Here is a 16474-nt window from a genome sequence, read left to right as displayed (position 1 = left end):
AGGCGTCCAGTTCAGTAATGAACCCGGAAATCGACGCCGACACGGCGCGGTGTCAGCACGCCTTGCGCGTAATAGCGTTCGACCACGTCTGTCCGCACCTGGTTCAGCGACGACTTGTCGTTGCTGATCGCGGTGATAGCGTATTTGTCGAAGATGTTGTCCGCGAACAGGCCGATCTCATATTGCTTGGTGACGTAGTTCAGCGAGGCGCTGTGCGTCACGTACGACGGGATGATCTCGCCGTTGCCGCGCAGGCCGACGCGCGAATAGATGTTGCCGCGGTAGATCGTCGCCCAGTTCGCCTCGATCTTGCGACCGTCGCCCAGCGGATAGCTGTAGTTCACCTGCGCGCTGCCGGAGTTCTTGGCGGAACCCGGCAGGCGGTCGCCCGACGACGCATCGTAGCGAATCCCCTGGCTGACGACGAGGCCGGTGACGTCCTTGGTCAGATGCGCGTCGACATACGAATAGGTGCCAGTCACGGAGAGGTTCGGGGTGATCCGCGCCGTTCCCTGGAAATCGAAACCCTGCGACACCGCGTCGGCCCCGTTCACGGTGATGCCGATCGCGCCGTTGACGGTCTGGCTCGGCACCTGAACGCCGTTCCAATTCACATGGAAGCCGTCCACCGTCACCTGAAGGCGCTTGTCGAACAGGCTGGCGCGTACGCCGACTTCGATGTTGCGGGTCTTGTCCGGCCCGTAGAACAGCTCGTTGGGCAGCGCGCAGAGCACCTGCCCGCCGGCCGCGGCCCGCGCCAGATCCTCAGCGGTACAGGCGACCACCGAGTTGACGCCGCCGACCCGATACCCGGTCGAGTAGGTGAAATAGGCAAGCAACTGGTCGCTGAACTTATAGGACGTGTTCGCTTTCCAAACCAATCCGTCCTTGCCGGTTGATCCTGGTCGGAAGCGGGTGGGCAGGATGGTGGTGGATGGATAGGCGGCGACGCCCACGCCGATCAACGGCAATGCTGATCCGCCTACGACATCGGCGGTATATTTGAAGTAGCGTAGGCCGCCGGTTACCTGCCACGCCTTGGTCAGGTGGAGTGTGGCCTCGCCATAAACGGCTTTTTCGACGTTCTTGGTTCGCAGGTCAGAGACGTATTCGAGGTTGTCCGTTCGGGACAGATCGGAATATTCCGCGAAGCCCGGCGTGTATTCCTGCCGCGACGAATGGTATTTCTGGCGATTGTAGAAGCCGCCCAATACCCAGTTGATCGGCCCGCCGTGCGAGGAGACGAGCCGAACTTCCTGGTTGAACTGCTTAGTTTCACGCTGGTTGTTCGCGTAAGAGGAAAATTGCGGGAACGCCTCGTACCCGTAGTCGAGGTCGAGCAGCAGATCAGTGTTATCGTCGGTATTGGTGAAATGCTGCTTCGTGAAGGCGGTCGTGCTGACGAGCTGGGCGACGTTGAACAGATTAATGTTCAGTTCGGCCGAGAACAGGTCGGACTTGCGGTTGAACGGCTCGCTGTACCGCCACGGACCTTCGTATTTGTCGGTGTCGAGCACCCCGCCGCCATTCGCCTGACGTCCGCCCGTCTTGGTGGTCTGGTGCGCGTAGGTGAGGTAGGCCTTGATGTTGGGGTTGTATTCCAGCAGCAACTGGTTGCGCGTCGTGAAGGTGTGTTCGTAGTTCACATCCTTCTTGCGGGTGAAATTGGCGTAATAATCGTCGTTGGTGCCGAACGATCCGGTCGATGTAGCGGTGGCACGGTCCGGCTGTGGATCGGACGCGCCCGGATGCTGGAGGATGTGGTTGTAATCGATGAAGCCGGCGTTGTTGTAATAGCCGGTGGAGGTGCGGAACGCGACGTGATCCTTGATGATCGGCACGTTGATGGCGACATCGCCGATCCCGCCGAAATCATCGGAATGTGACTCCGCATAGGCGCGGCCGTGCAGATCGATCGAGAACTTTTCCGTGTCCGGCCGGTTGGGGAGGTAGCGAACCGCGCCCGCCAGCGTGCCGAGGCCGTAGAGCGTGCCCTGTGGCCCCTGCAACACCTCGACCCGGCTGATGTCGATCAGCTTGAAGTCGAGATAGAGCGGAACCTCGCCGAGATATACGCCGACCGAATTGCCGCTGTTGGCGCCGTCGACGCTGGTATCGCCCGATGCGATGCCGCGCAGGATGATGCCGCCGGTCGAGGCCGGGCCGGTGTCCGCCACGGTCACGCCCGGCGTGAAGTTGGCGAGCGAGCGGATATCGTCGAGGCGCTGCGATTGGATCAGCTCGGCCGAGACGGCGCTGATGTTGATCGGCGCATCCTGAAGTGTCGTCCGCCGCCGGCTGCCGGTCACGACGATATCGTTGACGCCGCCCGCATCAGCAGCGGCGGCGGGGGATGCGGCCGGCGTCTGCGGCATGTCCTGCGCGCATGCGGGCGTACCCGCAACGCTCACCAGCGCGGTCGCGCACAACAAACCCGCGCGCGAGAATCGTGTTACCATTTAAGCCCCCATGATACTGTCTAACGCTGTCGCTCCTGCGCGATCTTATTGCGTCGCGCCGGCACCTCGTCCGGGTCCATGCGCGTTCCTTGAGAGTGTGGGTATTATGGCCAAACCGACATGGGGCGTTTGACGTAAGCGGCGGGTGATCGGCAGCGCCTACGTCAAACGGCGGATGCCGTTATGACATGGCATGCGGTAGCCGACGATCATGGTCACTAACGCTCCTGTGTCCGCAGTCGCAAAAGCTGCCGCCTTGATCTGCGGGCTGGTGGTGTTCGCGGTACCGGTGGAGGCGGAGAGCGCCGCGCAGGCGCGGCTGGTGCATTGCGGCGCGGACACGTGCCTGCGCCTCGCCGGGCACCGGCCGGATGCGACGACGGCGGTCAGCGTCGGCGGGCGCGAGCTTGCCGTCGAGGGCGGGCGGGACTGGCGGGCGACGGTCCCTCTTGCGACCGCGCGGACATGGCCCCTCGCGCGCGGCTATGCGCTGCGGGTAACACTCGCTGATGCGGCAGCGGGTACCGAGCGCATACAAAGCGTACCGCTCCCCCCCGGTTCACTTGGGTCGCACGTTGAGCTTGCGTCGCTGGTGGTGAGCGGCCGCTGACGCCCGCACTCTCGCTCCGCCCACGCTTGTGATCGTGCCGGGCCACTCCTACATAACGTCCACCTGATCGCCAGAGAGCGATGGGCAGCGTTTGCAGGAGATGATGATGAAGCTCGCACTGGCGGCATGTGCCGCACTTCTGGCGGTATCGCCCGCCGTCGCCGCACCCGGCACCAATCCATTTTCGGCCGACACCGCCGTGCTCAACCTGCGCGGCATCGATCTCACCAGCGTAGAGGGGCAGCAGCGCCTTGCGATCCGCATGGACCAGGCGGCGAATGCGGTGTGCGGCGAGGGCATGAGTTCGATCCATCTTGCGCTCGGCGCACAGGCGCGGGAATGCCGCGCGGACGTGATCGCCGGTATCCGTACCCGTATTGGCGCGGCGACGGCGGCGCGCGCGCCCGCTGGCGGTACGCAACTGGCGATGCGATGACGCCTGGACCGGAGCCGCTGCCAGCATTGCTTGCGAGCGGCTCCGTCAAACGGCGTATGGCGATGAATATGCCCGACCGTATGGTCTGCGCATGAAATTACTCAATCTCGTAGAAAACGGCGGCCGCGTTGCCGCCGTTTTTCGTTGCGGTGTTCTCGTCGCTGCCACCCTCGCCATCGCTGGTGCTGCCCCGGCCAGCGTCGGACCACGATTTGCGCATTGGATCGACGGCACAACGCCGCACGAGCCGGAAACGCAGGTACAGCGCATCGACGCAGATACGTTCGTGATCCGCCAGTCGGTCAAGACCAACTTCGAGGCGCCGTTCCTGTACCTGCTGTTCGGACGCGACCGTGCGCTGCTGATCGACACCGGCGCGGGCGGGCTGGAGATCCGCCCCACGATCGACCGGCTGATCGCGGACTGGCGCGCGCGTCATGGTGATCGCCCCGTCCGCCTGATCGTCGCGCATTCGCACGGCCACGGCGATCATCATGGCGGCGATGCCGAGTTCCGCGACCGACCCGACACCGATGTCGTCGGGCTGACGCCGGAGCAGGTCGCCGCGTTCTTCGGGATACAGGATTGGCCGCGCCAGATCGGTCATTACGATCTCGGCGGTCGCATCCTCGATATCGTGCCGACGCCCGGCCATGAACCGGCGCACATCATGGTCTATGATGCGCGTACCCGGCTGCTGTTCTCCGGCGACATGCTGTATCCGGGCCGGTTGTACATACCGCTCAACCGTTTCGATGCGTTCCATGCCAGCGCGGACCGGCTCGCGGCGTTCGCCAAGGATCATCCGATCCGCGCGCTGCTCGGCGCGCATATCGAGATGACAACCACGCCGGGGCAGGATTACCCGATGGAGGCGCCCGCGCATCCCGCCGAACACGGGCTGGCGCTTGCCCCGTCAGCGATCGCGGAACTGGATAAGGCAGTTGCGGCGGCCAAATCGCCACCGACAATCGACCGCCATGCCGACTTCATCGTCTATCCCGTGGCACCGCGACCAAACTGAAGCGCGTTTGATAGATCAGCGACCGATCGCGGCAGGGTCGGGCCACCATGACAGCGTGTGCGCGTTATGCGCGGTGGTCCACACGCCCGCCCGCGTGTAGCGGAGCGCCCCGCTGCCAGCTGCCGTGCCGACCCGTGCCTTGATCGCCAACGACGCGGGATCGACCACGACGAACGTTTGCCCGGCGGTGGTACGCAGCCAGACCTTGCCGCCGCCCGCATCGATATCGCCGTATTTCAACGTCTCGTCGACCTTGACCCGGCCGGACACCGCGCCGCTGGCCAGGTCGATCCGCGCCAGCGTGCCGTCGCCCTGTTCCTGAACCCAGACCGCGCCTTCGCCCGCGACGAGGAAGCCCGGTTCGCGGCCAAGCGGCGTCGTTGCGACGACACGGTTGCTGGCGGGGTCGATTTTCTGGAGGGTCTGTTGCGTGCCGCTGACCGCCCATAGCGAGCCGAGCCCGAACGCCAGGTAAAAGGCATCGGGATTGGTCTGCACCGACGCGGTAACGCGGTTGGTGGCGGGATCGACGCGCGCGATCGTGCCTTTCGCGTCGCTCGCCACCCAGATCGACCCCGCACCCGCGACGACGTTAAGTTCGCCCTTTGGATTGGCGATCCCGGTCGGGATAACGGCAGTGATCCGGGCGCTCTTCAGGTCGATACGATCGAGCGTTTGATCCTTGCAATTCGCCACCCACAAGGAACGGTACGCGACCGCCATCGCGCCACAGGGGTGCGCCACGGCGACCTCCGCGCGTTTGCCGTGGCGCGACCATTGCTCGACCCGGCCGACATTGGTCGCCCATACAGTATCGCCATCCACCGCGAGGAAATCGGCAAAGCCGGGCACGGTCTGCACCTGTGCGGTCGGGGTGGCCGGTGCGCCGGCCTGCGCGGTGCCCGTGCCGAGGGCTACGGCAAGCCAGGTCATTGTCTTCATCAATCGCGTCAATCTGCGCTCCTGCGTACGGGTATCTCGCGGGATCCAATGAGTGGATCAGCCCGCGACTTTAGTAACGCCCTCGCTCCGGCGCCGCGCCTTCAGTCGCCCGACGAGCGGTTGCGCCGGGAACAGGAACTGCTCGGGAATCGACAGACGGCGACGATCGTCCTGACCGACCAGTTCCGCCTCGCCGTCGCTATAGGTGCCGAAAATCCGGTCGAGCAGGATCAGCGAATTGCCATAGTTCGAGCGCGTTTGTTCATAGCCGGTGGAATGGTGCAGGCTGTGATGCTGGATGGTGGTGAACACGAACGCGTACCAGCGCGGCGGATCGAAGCGGGTGTTGGCATGCGCGAAGGTCGAGATCACCGCGAGGATGTTGATCGCGCAGAAGACGGCGGCTTGCGGCAGATCGAATACGGCGACCACGCTCAGGCTGATGAGGAACAGCTCGATCGGGTTGCCGACCGCGCCCTTCATCGCATTGAGCTGGGTGATGTGATGGTGCGGGGCATGGGTCGACCAGAAGAACGCCTGATTGTGCATCAGCCGGTGCATCCAATATTGGCCGAACTCGACCAGGAAGATCACCAGCGCGACCTGAAACACGAACGGCAGGTGCATCGCCCAGGCGGTGGAGATGCCGAGCGACTGTTTCACCGCACCCAGCGGCTCGTCGGCGAGCTTCGCGGTCAGCCAGGAGATGACGGTATAGCTGAGCGTGACATAGAAAACGTCGGTGAAGAACTCACGTTTGGTCAGGCGCCAGCTCGAATGGCGTTCGTTGACCCACTCCAGACCCTGGATCAGCGCGATCGTCAGCAATGTTGCCACGACGACCGACCGGGAGCTTTTGATCCAGGCAGCCGGGCCAAACGCCCAGAACAGCAGAATACCCAGCACCATGATCGGCTGGACATAGCTCAGCAGGATTTTCTTCATCGCAGTGTACCCATGATCGTCATCACGGACGGTACCGGGCGTGATCGGCGGCCGCAGGTGTGCGAATGACGTACCCGGCGGGCGGATCAATCCACCACGATCCCGCGCGCGGCGAGAAAGTCGCGCGCCGGCGCCAGCGCATCGGCGTGGCGTCGCCAGCGATCCACCGCGTCCTTGTAGAGCGGACGGCGCACCTGCGCGGCGCTTGGCGTCGAAACGGGGGCGCTGTTGGTGTGGAAGTCGAGGCAGGCGTCGGACCAGCCGAGGCCGCAATGGTCGAGCAGGCGGGCGGTTTCCCGCGTCTGCTCGGATACCAGTGCTTCATAGTCGAGTTCTAGGATGCGGCCGGGCAGCGCCTCCCGCCAGAGTGTCATCAGCCGGTCGAAACGGTGATAATATGCGGCGATATCGAGCAGGTCATAACTGTAATCGTAATAGCGCGAGCCGATCGCGAACAGATTGCGAAAGTTCGCGAGGATGGTGTCCATGGGGTTGCGGCGCAGGCATATGATCGTCGCGTTCGGCAGCGCCCGCGCAATCACGCCCGCGTACAGGAAGTTGCCGGGGAACTTGTCGACGAAGCGTGGCTTCACCCCACCGATATGCGCCGCGGCGCGACCAAGATAGTCGCGCCCGATCGCGCTCAGATCGGCGGTCGCCAGCGCAGCGATCGTGCCCGGGTCGAGAACCGTCCGGCTGCGCGTGCCGGCGGCGAGCTTGACCGCGAGCGGCATGGCCTGAAGCTCGCCCGCGCTCTCGACCTGCGGGTGCGAGGAGAGGATGCGATCGACCAGCGTGGTGCCGGTGCGCGGCATGCCGATGATGAAGATTGGCGCTGCCGACGGCGCATCGGTCACGCGCGCTCGGGCGATGCGTGGCCAACAGGCTTCGATGGCATCGAAATTCGCGGCATCGTCGGCAAAGCGATAGGGCAGGGTGGCGCGATGTTCGGCGTTGGTTTTGACCAGGACCGCAAGCGCGGCGTGTGGATCGGCGAGATCGTCGATCTCCTTGGCGAGCGCGTAGCCAAGCAATAGCCGATCATTGGGCGCACGTGCGGCCTCGCGGGCGTGCGACAGCCGCTCGACATGATTGCGCTCGGGCGTTTGCCGACGCAGGCCGGCGAGCAGGTGGTGCGCGCGGGCATCCTCCGGCGTCAGTGCTAGCAACGCCTCCAACGCCGCTTCCGCCGCCTCCTGCCGACCGACGAAACTCAGCGCCGCGGCCTGGTTGTAGCGGAATGCGGTGTTCGCGGGCGCGAGCCGCACCGCCGCGTCGAAGTGCGGCAGCGACGCGGCATGATCGCCCAGTCGCGCATAGACGCACCCCATCGTGTCGCGCCCGAGCGCATCGCCGGGCGGCGACAGCTCGGCGACGGCGAGCGAGCGTGCCGCGTCCCGATCGCGCCGCACGAGCGTGTAGAGGCGCGCCAGTTGCGCATGATATTCGCCGTTGCCCGCAAGCGCCACGGCTGCTTCGATCATGACGATGGCGGCCGTCACCTTGCCGAGCAGGGCGGCGCTGATCCCGGCGAGGAAATGCGCCTCGGCATCCGTCGGCGCGGCGTTGCGCCACTGGTCGGCGGCGGCGAAGGCGGCGTGGTGATCGCCCCGCGCGAGCATCAGCCGGATAGCCGCGCCGTGCGAATGCGCCTGCGCGGGCAGCGTCATCCGCGCTGCCTCATCGCGCCAGTGTCGTGACGGCGATCGCGGTGGCGGAGGCGCGGTTCTCCACGCCCATCTTCTCGAAGATCTGCTCGAGATGCTTGTTCACGGTGCGCGGGCTGATCTGCAGGATCTCGCTGACTTCGCGGTTCTGCTTGCCGCGGCTGATCCACAGCAGCACCTCCGCCTCGCGCGAGGTGAGGCCGTGCTGCGCCGCGAGCAGTTGCTTCTCCTCCCCCTCGTGACGTTCGGACAGACGGAAGACCCATTGGCCGGCGGCGGTGCAGCGCAGCAGGCCCGCTTCGAGCGTGCGCTCACCGACTTCGACCGCCAGACGCGCGCCCGGCGTCGGTGCGCTCGCCTGCAACCGTCGCAGCGCGGCCAGAAACGGATCGGGTAGCCCACCGGACGTGGCGCACCAATCCGGAAACAACCGCTCCAGCATCTCGCTCGCGGCCGGGGTCAGCCAGTGCGGCTCGCCCGCGCCGTCGACCGCCAGCGCCGGTCGCCCGCTCATGTCAAGCGCGAGCTGGCTGCCGTGCGCTACGCGGGAGGTGGCGAGGTGGACGCGGATGCGCGCCAGCAACTCGTCGATCACGATCGGCTTGCTGACGAAATCAATCGCGCCGGCATTCAGCCCACGCACGACATGTTCGGAGTCGGTCAGGCCGGTCATGAAGATGATCGGCAGATGCTGGTGCGCCGGACTGGCCTTGATCCGCTGCGTTGTCTCGAACCCGTCGAGGTTCGGCATCACCGCGTCCATCAGGATGAGATCGGGCGTGACGTTCTTCATCAGCGCAATCGCGGCGAGCCCGTCGATCGCGATGAGCACGGTCATGCCGGCCCCCTCCAGCGTGCTGGTCAGGAACCGCAGCGCCTCCGGCGCGTCGTCGACGACCAGGATCACCGGCCGCGTCGTGTCGGCGGGTTCAGCGCGCGGCATCGTCGATCGTTTTCACGAGGCCGCGCAGGTCGAAGTCGCCAAGGTGCCGGCGCAGTAACGCCACCAGTTGAGCGGCAGCCGGAACGGCGCGCTCCAGGTCGGCTAGGGCACTCTCCATGCCGCGAATGTGCCCGACTTCGGCCAGATCACGCAACTGCTGAAGGAAGGGCGCCGCGTCCGCTGGCGCCGAGGGCGCGGGTGCAGGTGCGTCCGCGACAACCGCGACCTCGGTTTCCTCCCAGCGAAGATCAAGCTGTGTGCCGATCACCGCCACCAGCGCGTCGAGCTCGACGGGCTTGGTGACGAAGGCGTCGTGATTGCTGCGCCCGTCACCGCCGGCACGAAACTCATGCGCGTCGGCGGAAACCATCACGATCCGCAGCGCCGGGCCATGCGCGGCGCGAAGCCGAGCCGCGGCCTCCCACCCGTTCATGCCGGGCATCTGGATATCGAGCAGCACGATGTCCGGCGCGTGCGCTGCGGCAAGCGCTATCCCCCCCATGCCGTCGGCCGCGACCTGCATGTCGAAGCCGAGCGGACATAGCAGCGATTGCAGGATCGTGCGCTGCGCAGGGTCGTCGTCTATCACCAGCACGCTACGCCGCGCGCCCTGATATCCGGTAATCCGGCCACCCTTCGCGGGCGACCGCGCCGCGCTTGCGGGCGCGGGCAGCATCGTCCGGAACCGGAAGACGCTGCCGACACCCGGCGTGCTGGTGACGGCGATGTCGCCGCCAAGCACGCTGGCGAGGACGCGGGTGATCGCCAGCCCCAGCCCGATGCCGGGTTGCCGCTGCGCCTCGGCCGAACTGCCGCGATCGAACGGCTCGAACACGCGGTCCAGATCGTCGGCGGCGATGCCGATGCCGGTATCACTGACCGCGATGTCGGCGACCTGGCTACGGTAGCGCACGGTGATGGTGATGCCGCCCGTCTGCGTGTATTTGATCGCGTTCGATACGAGATTGATGAGGATCTGCCGGAACCGCTTCTCATCCGACTTCACGCAGTCGGGCAGTCGATCCTCGATGATCAGCTTGAAGTCGAGACCCTTGGCGGCGGCCTGGCTGCGAAACATGTCGACGACATGGCCGAGCAGGCTGCGCACGTCGAACACGTCCGACCGGATCGTCAGCATGCCGCTCTCGATCCGCGAGATTTCCAGCAGGCCCTCGACCAGATTGGTGACGTGTTCGGCGGAGCGGCGAATGATCGTGCCTGCCTCCGCGCCGGAAATCGTGTCATCGCGTTCCAGCAGTTGCGCATAGCCGTAGATGACGTTGAGCGGCGAGCGGATTTCGTGGCTCACCGCGACAAGGTAGCGGGTCTTCGCCTCGTTCGCCGCTTCGGCCGAGGCCTTCGCGCGCTGGAGTTCGGCGACGTCCGGCGCACGTTTGTCATCCTTGTCGTCGCCGCCCGCGATCATGACCCGCCCGGCCGCGCAAGCGATGCGATATACGCGCGCCAGCCACCAAGCGCGGTGATATCCTCGGCGCCATCGGTAGCGCGAGGTTCGGCGACGAAGCCCTTAACGACGCTGCCGTCGGTAAGCGTCACCGAGCCGATCGCAAGGGGGGCGGGCACTTCGACGACGAAGCTGCCGAACGCCGCCACGTCGAGTTCGTAGACCTCCACCGCAATGGCGGCGCCGTCTGCGGAATGGATCAGTGCGGGCTTGGGCGGAGTGGAATTGGCGATCGCGTACAGGCGGTAGTTCGGCGCGGTCGTGGTCGTGGCGACGAGACGCGCCTCGCGCGAGGTCAACTGCCAATGCAGCGGCATACCTTCGAGATGGGCGCCGACGACGGCGAGCTTCACGGTGTCCATAAACGGTTCCTCTAGGTGCAGGGGAGGTGCTGGGGGAAGGGCCGCCGCGGCGAGATACGCTTCGCCCGCATCGAGCAGCGCCTGATCGGTCCAGGCCGGCGCGATCAGCGTGACGCCGAAGCCGGTGGCATTGTCGCGCCAGCCGGCGGGCAGTGCGAGCGCGGCCATGTCGAGCAGATTGACGAAGTTGGTGTAGAGGCCGAGGTTGCTGTTCAGCGCGATCGGTGCCGCCCGCATTTCGGCGATGCGGTAGATCGTCGGCGTGGTCGGCAGCGCGAGCAGGTCGATGTCCTGCCATATGGTTTCGGCGATGCGCTGGAGTTCGGCCAGTCGATATTGCCCTTCGAAGACCGCCACACCGCTCACCGATCGGCCGTCTTCCATGATCGCGCGCACGGTCGGGTCGATCGCGTCCGGCCGTTCGTCGAGCAGCGGGAGGGCGGCGGCGGTACGCTCCGCCACCCATGGGCCACCGTAGAGCAGCATCGCCGCCTCGCGCAGCGGCGTCATGTCGATCTCGACCAGATCGGCGCCACCGGTGGCCAGCGTCGCCAGCGCCTGATCGTACAGCCGCTCGGCCGCGACATCGCCGAGGAACAGGCGCTGATCGGGCTTGGGCACGCCGATCCGCCGCGTGCGCCGCGGATGGTCCTCGCGGTGGCGCGAATAGGGGTCGGTGGCGTCGAAGCCGGCGACGACCGCATCGACGGCGCGGGCATCGGCGATCGTCTGGGTGAGTACAGTGATGCAGTCGATGGTACGACACGCCGGCACCAGCCCGGTGGTACTCCAGCGGCCTTTGGTGGGCTTCATGCCGATCAGACCGTTGAAGGCAGCGGGTACGCGCCCCGATCCCGCCGTATCGGTTCCGAGCGCGAATGCCACCAGCCCGGCTGCCACCGCGACGGCGGAACCCGAACTCGACCCGCCGCTGACATAGGCGCGGTTGAACACGCAGGCCGGCGCGCCATACGGGCTGCGCGTGCCGTTGAGGCCGGTCGCGAACTGGTCGAGGTTGGTTTTGCCCATCGCGATCGCCCCGCCTGCGATAAGGCGCTCCACCGCCTCTGCGGAGGTGGCGGGCGTGTACGCAAAGTCGGGGCAAGCGGCGGTGGTCGGCGTATCGGCGAGGTCGATATTGTCCTTGATCGCAAACGGAACCCCCGCCAGCGGCAGCACCTCGCCGGCGGCGACTCGTGCATCGACCCGCGCGGCGGCTGCGAGCACCACCTCGTCGGCAACGCGTGTGATCCACACCGCAGGCTGTATGGCTGCGTAGTCGCGGATGCGGGCAAGCGCCTTGCGCACGACGGCTACGGCGCTGGTTTCGCGCGACGAGACGGCGGCGGCGATCGCGGTGGCGTCGAACGGCAGGTCCATCACGCCACCTCCACCGCAAGCATCGCGCCACCCGGCGCGAGCGGCTGGCGTTCCTGCGCGTAGATCCGCCGCACGATGCCGCTGACCGGGCTCGTCACCGGTGATTCCATCTTCATCGCCTCGATAATCGCGATGGTGTCACCGGCGGTGACGATCGCACCCTCGCTGACCAGCAGCTTCCACAGGCTGCCGCCGAACGGCGCCTCGACCAGTTCGCAGCCGCCTGGCAGGTCGATCTCCGCTGCGGCGGCGCCACTGTCGGCTTCTTCGGTGAGGGCGGCGATGCGGTCGAACTCGCCGCTCCGTTCCCAATCGGCGCGTTCCTCGTCGAACGCGGCCTGCCGCTGCGCCTGAAACGCGGCGATCGACTCCGCGTTTTCGGCGAGGAAGGCGCGGTATTCGGACAGCCGGAACACCTCCTCCTCGATACGGATCGCACGTCGACCGAGCGGGAAGTCGCGCCGCCATTCGGTCAACTCCTCATGGCTGACCGGGAAGAAGCGCACGCGATCGAAGAAGCGCAGCAGCCACGGCTTGCCGTCTCGGAACGCCTCGGTCTGCCGCCACGCGTTCCACACCTGGATGGTGCGCCCGAACAACTGGTAACCGCCCGGGCCTTCCATCCCGTAGATGCACATATACGCACCGCCGATGCCGACCACGTTGGGTGGCGTCCAGGTGCGCGCCGGATTGTATTTGGTGGTGACGAGGCGGTGACGCGGATCGATCGGCGTCGCCACCGGCGCACCCAGATAGACGTCGCCGAGGCCCATCACCAGGTATTCCGCGTCGAACACGATGCGCTGCACGTCGTCGATGCTGTCGAGTCCGTTCACCCGGCGGATGAATTCGATGTTGTCCGGGCACCACGGCGCATCGTCGCGCACCGCTTCCATATATTTGTCGATCGTCTGGTAGATCGCCGGGTCTTTCCACGACAGCGGCAGGTGCACCACGCGCGACGTGATCTCGAAATCATCGAGCCCGCCGAGCCGCTCCTCCGCCGCCGCCAGTGCATCGAGCAGTGCCGCCTGCGAGAGCTGCCGGCTGTCGTAGTGGATCTGGAGCGAACGGATACCCGGCGTCACTTCAATGATGCCGCTGAGGGCCGCTTTCTCGACTTCCAGCATCAGCGCATGGACGCGCAGCCGCAGTTCGAGATCGAGCACGATCGGGCCGTATTCGACCAGCAGGTTGCGGTCGCCCTGCTGGCGGTACGTCACCGCCGGGCGCACGCCCTGTGCGGCGATCGCGCGCAGGATTGGGGAGCCGAGGTCTTCGCCTGCTGCGGTCATGGGTGCACCGGTCAGGGTTGCGACGAGCTGGTCCTGCGCCTGCTCCGCCGCCACCGCCGTCGGGTTGTCGATCGCCATGAAGCGCACGCTGTCGCCCGGCGCGAGCTGGCCGACCTTCCACAGATCGGCCTGCGCCACCACGAACGGGCAGACGAAGCCGCCAAGCGATGGCCCGTCCGGCCCGAGGATGATCGGCATGTCGCCGGTGAAGTCTACCGCGCCAATCGCATAGGCGTTGTCGTGGATGTTGGAGGGATGCAGCCCGGCCTCGCCGCCATCCTTGCGCGCCCATTGCGGCTTGGGGCCGAGCAGGCGGACGCCGGTGCGGTTGGAGTTGTAATGCACCTTCCACGCGGTTTCGCGCAGCATGGCGATGTCGTCGGGCGTGAAGAAATCCGGCGCGCCGTGCGGACCGTACAGCACCGCGAGCGTCCATTCGCGCGTGATCGCGGGCTGGTCGGCGGCGGCAAACGTCGTCGCGGACGGCGCTGTCGGAGCGGTACGGGCGAGGTGCAGCGTATCGCCGGTCATCACGGCGCGCCCGGCATGGCCACCGAACTCACCGAGCGTGAAGGCGCTGCGGCTGCCGAGGAACAGCGGCACGTCGAGACCCCCGGCGACCAAGATATAGCCGCGCATACCGCCACCGGTGACACGGCCGATCTTGAGCGTCTGGCCGGCGGCGATCTCGACCGGATCATAGCAGCGAACGGGCTGACCATCGAGCGTCGCGGCGAAGTCGGCACCGGTCAGGCAGACGCGCGCGGCCGTGTTGAACAGCAAGGTCGGGCCGGCGGCGGTGATCTCAAGGCCAGCGGTGCCTTCGTCGTTGCCGATCAGCCGGTTGCCGAGCCGGAAGGCCAACGCATCCATCGGGCCGGACGGCGGCACGCCCACATCCCACAGGCCGAGCCGACCGGGGTAATCCTGCACGGTCGTCGATGCGCCGCCCGCCAGCACCCGGATCGAGCGTGGTGTATAAGGAATGTCCGCCAGCGCGCGGGTCGAAACCTGTCCGCTGGTGAAGGCGGGCGCGCGCACGACGGTGCGCAGCCAGTCGAGGTTGGTCTCGATCCCCGCGATCGCGGTGTTGTCGAGCGCGTCCTGCATGGCCGTGACCGCGGCCTCGCGGGTCGGAGCGGTGACGATCAGCTTGGCCAGCATCGGATCGTACCATGCGGAAACCTCGGTGCCGGCGGCGATCCAGCTGTCGACGCGTGGGCCATCGGGGAACAATACGCCGACAAGCTTGCCCGAACTTGGCCGGTAATCCTGCGCCGGGTCTTCCGCATAGAGGCGCACCTGGATCGAGGCGCCTTCGGGCGCGGCGGCGAAGCCATCGAGGAACGAGAAATCCCCAGCCGCGCCCCGCACCATCCACGCGACGAGATCGACCCCGGTCACCTGCTCGGTTACGCCATGCTCGACCTGGAGCCGGGTGTTGACCTCCAGGAAGAAGAAGTCGTCGCGCTCGGCATCATAGAGGAACTCGACCGTGCCAGCGGACTGGTACTTGGCGGCGGCGGTGAGGCGAACGGCGGCGTCGATCAACGCCTGACGTGTGGCGGCGGGAAGCAGCGGGGCGGGGGTCTCCTCGACGACCTTCTGGTTGCGCCGCTGGAGCGAGCAGTCGCGTTCGCCGAGCGCGACAACATTACCCGTGCCGTCGCCGAACACCTGCACCTCGATATGGCGTGCGCGCGCGACATAGCGCTCCAGGAACACGCCGCCATCGCCGAAATTGCCCGCGCCGAGCCGCGCGACGGTGGCGAAGCCCTCGCGGATATCGGCCTCGTCGTTGCAGACCTTCATGCCGATGCCGCCGCCACCGGCGGTCGCCTTCAGGATCACCGGGTAGCCGATCCGCGCGGCCGCTTCGATCGCCGCCGCCTCATCGCGCAGCAGGTCGGTGCCGGGCGCGAGCGGCACGCCCTGTGCGGCGGCGAGGTCTCGCGCGGTGTGCTTCAGCCCGAACGCGCGGATGTTGTCGGGCGTTGGCCCGATGAAGACGATGCCGCGCGCGGCGCATGCCTCCGCGAAGGCGGTGTTCTCGGACAGGAAGCCGTAGCCTGGGTGGATCGCCTCCGCACCGGTCGCCTCCGCCGCCGCCAGGATCGCCTCGACGTTGAGATAGCTTTCCGCTGCGGGCGCCGGCCCGATGCGAACCGCCTCGTCCGCCTGCGCGACGTGCGCGGAACCGGCATCGGCATCGCTGAACACCGCGACCGAGCCGACGCCCATCGCCTTCAGCGTGCGGATGATCCTGCAGGCGATCGCGCCGCGGTTGGCGATTAGGACCTTCTTGAACATCACGCCGCCACCAGCATGCGCACCGGCGTCGGGTTGAAGCCGTTGCAGGGATTGTTGATCTGCGGGCAGTTCGAGACGACGACGATCACGTCCATCTCGGCACGCAGGTCGACCGTCAGGCCGGGCGCGGAGATGCCGTCGACAATACCGAGCGTGCCGTCCGCCTCCACCGGCACGTTCATGAAGAAGTTGATGTTCGACACCATGTCGCGCTTGCCGCGCCCGGCGCGGACGTTGGCGTCGAGGAAGTTGTCGACACAGCTATGTTGCGCCTTGGTGTGATGGCCGTAGCGCAGCGTGTTCGATTCACACGAACAGGCGCCACCGATCGTGTCGTGATAGGCGACATTGGTGCCGGTGATCGTCATCATCGGCCGGCCTTCGTTGGAGAGCAGCACGGCTCCTTCGCGCAGGAAGATGTTGCGCTGTGCGGCGATCGTGTCCTGCGCGCTGTAGCGCTCGGCATCGTCGTCGGCGGCGTACATCAGGAAATCGACCGCCTGATTGCCTTCGAGATCGATGATGCGCAGCGTTTCGCCGCCCTGCACGCGGTGCATCCACGGCGCGCGGGCGGGCACGGTCTCGTCGTGGCGGATCGTGCCGGGGAGGTCGGATGTGGTCATGTCGGTCATCATC

The 16474-nt window shown here is 66.4% G+C and carries 12 protein-coding genes; 3 read left to right on the top strand and 9 right to left on the bottom strand.

Translation table 11 applies throughout. The features are described from left to right. Positions 1-11: 11 nt before the first annotated feature. A complete protein-coding gene (locus OXR00_RS07200) occupies positions 12-2459 on the bottom strand; it encodes a TonB-dependent receptor (RefSeq protein WP_267387456.1) in 2448 nt (815 codons plus the stop codon). Positions 2460-2688: 229 nt separating this feature from the next. On the opposite strand from OXR00_RS07200, the gene OXR00_RS07195 reads away from it, so the two are divergent. From OXR00_RS07195 to OXR00_RS07185, 3 genes are all read left to right on the top strand, one after another. Then, on the top strand, positions 2689-3069 hold the full coding sequence (locus tag OXR00_RS07195) for a hypothetical protein (RefSeq protein WP_267387454.1): 381 nt from the start codon (positions 2689-2691) through the stop codon (positions 3067-3069). Between the two features lie 106 nt (positions 3070-3175). Next, positions 3176-3505, top strand: coding sequence for a UrcA family protein (locus tag OXR00_RS07190; RefSeq protein ID WP_267387452.1), 330 nt, complete (start codon positions 3176-3178; stop codon positions 3503-3505). Positions 3506-3596: 91 nt separating this feature from the next. Next, positions 3597-4529, top strand: a complete 933-nt coding sequence (locus OXR00_RS07185) for an MBL fold metallo-hydrolase (protein ID WP_267387451.1) — start codon at positions 3597-3599, stop codon at positions 4527-4529. Between the two features lie 15 nt (positions 4530-4544). Here OXR00_RS07185 and OXR00_RS07180 read toward each other — a convergent pair whose 3' ends face one another. From OXR00_RS07180 to OXR00_RS07145, 8 genes are all read right to left on the bottom strand, one after another. Next, positions 4545-5471, bottom strand: a complete 927-nt coding sequence (locus OXR00_RS07180) for a YncE family protein (RefSeq protein ID WP_267387450.1) — start codon at positions 5469-5471, stop codon at positions 4545-4547. Positions 5472-5528: 57 nt separating this feature from the next. Then, positions 5529-6416, bottom strand: a complete 888-nt coding sequence (locus OXR00_RS07175; protein ID WP_267387449.1) for a sterol desaturase family protein — start codon at positions 6414-6416, stop codon at positions 5529-5531. An 86-nt stretch (positions 6417-6502) separates the two neighbouring features. Then, complete coding sequence (locus OXR00_RS07170) at positions 6503-8086, bottom strand: tetratricopeptide repeat-containing sulfotransferase family protein (protein WP_267387448.1); 1584 nt, start codon at positions 8084-8086, stop codon at positions 6503-6505. Positions 8087-8096: 10 nt separating this feature from the next. Continuing rightward, positions 8097-9026, bottom strand: coding sequence for a DNA-binding response regulator (locus OXR00_RS07165; protein WP_267387447.1), 930 nt, complete (start codon positions 9024-9026; stop codon positions 8097-8099). Next, positions 9013-10452 (bottom strand): ATP-binding protein, encoded by a 1440-nt coding sequence (locus tag OXR00_RS07160; protein WP_267387446.1) that lies wholly within the window; start codon positions 10450-10452, stop codon positions 9013-9015. Before OXR00_RS07160 ends, OXR00_RS07165 begins: the two co-directional genes overlap by 14 nt. Next, positions 10449-12233: an allophanate hydrolase gene (gene atzF, locus OXR00_RS07155; RefSeq protein WP_267387445.1), complete on the bottom strand. Its 1785-nt coding sequence runs from the start codon at positions 12231-12233 to the stop codon at positions 10449-10451. The genes OXR00_RS07160 and atzF overlap by 4 nt, the downstream gene beginning before the upstream one ends. Then, positions 12233-15838, bottom strand: coding sequence for an urea carboxylase (gene uca / locus OXR00_RS07150; RefSeq protein WP_267387444.1), 3606 nt, complete (start codon positions 15836-15838; stop codon positions 12233-12235). Before uca ends, atzF begins: the two co-directional genes overlap by 1 nt. Continuing rightward, entirely contained in the window at positions 15838-16470 is a 633-nt protein-coding gene (locus tag OXR00_RS07145) for an urea amidolyase associated protein UAAP2 (RefSeq protein ID WP_267387442.1), read from the bottom strand. The genes uca and OXR00_RS07145 overlap by 1 nt, the downstream gene beginning before the upstream one ends. Between the last annotated feature and the right edge of the window lie 4 nt (positions 16471-16474).

This window comes from Sphingomonas sp. GC_Shp_3 (genome assembly GCF_026540945.1).
Taxonomy (GTDB): Bacteria; Pseudomonadota; Alphaproteobacteria; order Sphingomonadales; family Sphingomonadaceae; genus Sphingomonas.
This window is presented reverse-complemented; position numbering and strand designations above follow the sequence as displayed.

Coding starts and splice junctions, on each gene's coding strand:
- OXR00_RS07200 (WP_267387456.1), bottom strand. CDS start 2,459: ATGGTAACACGATTCTCGCGCGCGGGTTTGTTGTGCGCGACCGCGCTG.
- OXR00_RS07190 (WP_267387452.1), top strand. CDS start 3,176: ATGAAGCTCGCACTGGCGGCATGTGCCGCACTTCTGGCGGTATCGCCC.
- OXR00_RS07185 (WP_267387451.1), top strand. CDS start 3,597: ATGAAATTACTCAATCTCGTAGAAAACGGCGGCCGCGTTGCCGCCGTT.
- OXR00_RS07180 (WP_267387450.1), bottom strand. CDS start 5,471: ATGAAGACAATGACCTGGCTTGCCGTAGCCCTCGGCACGGGCACCGCG.
- OXR00_RS07175 (WP_267387449.1), bottom strand. CDS start 6,416: ATGAAGAAAATCCTGCTGAGCTATGTCCAGCCGATCATGGTGCTGGGT.
- OXR00_RS07170 (WP_267387448.1), bottom strand. CDS start 8,086: ATGACGCTGCCCGCGCAGGCGCATTCGCACGGCGCGGCTATCCGGCTG.
- OXR00_RS07165 (WP_267387447.1), bottom strand. CDS start 9,026: ATGCCGCGCGCTGAACCCGCCGACACGACGCGGCCGGTGATCCTGGTC.
- OXR00_RS07160 (WP_267387446.1), bottom strand. CDS start 10,452: ATGATCGCGGGCGGCGACGACAAGGATGACAAACGTGCGCCGGACGTC.
- atzF (WP_267387445.1), bottom strand. CDS start 12,233: ATGGACCTGCCGTTCGACGCCACCGCGATCGCCGCCGCCGTCTCGTCG.
- uca (WP_267387444.1), bottom strand. CDS start 15,838: ATGTTCAAGAAGGTCCTAATCGCCAACCGCGGCGCGATCGCCTGCAGG.
- OXR00_RS07145 (WP_267387442.1), bottom strand. CDS start 16,470: ATGACCGACATGACCACATCCGACCTCCCCGGCACGATCCGCCACGAC.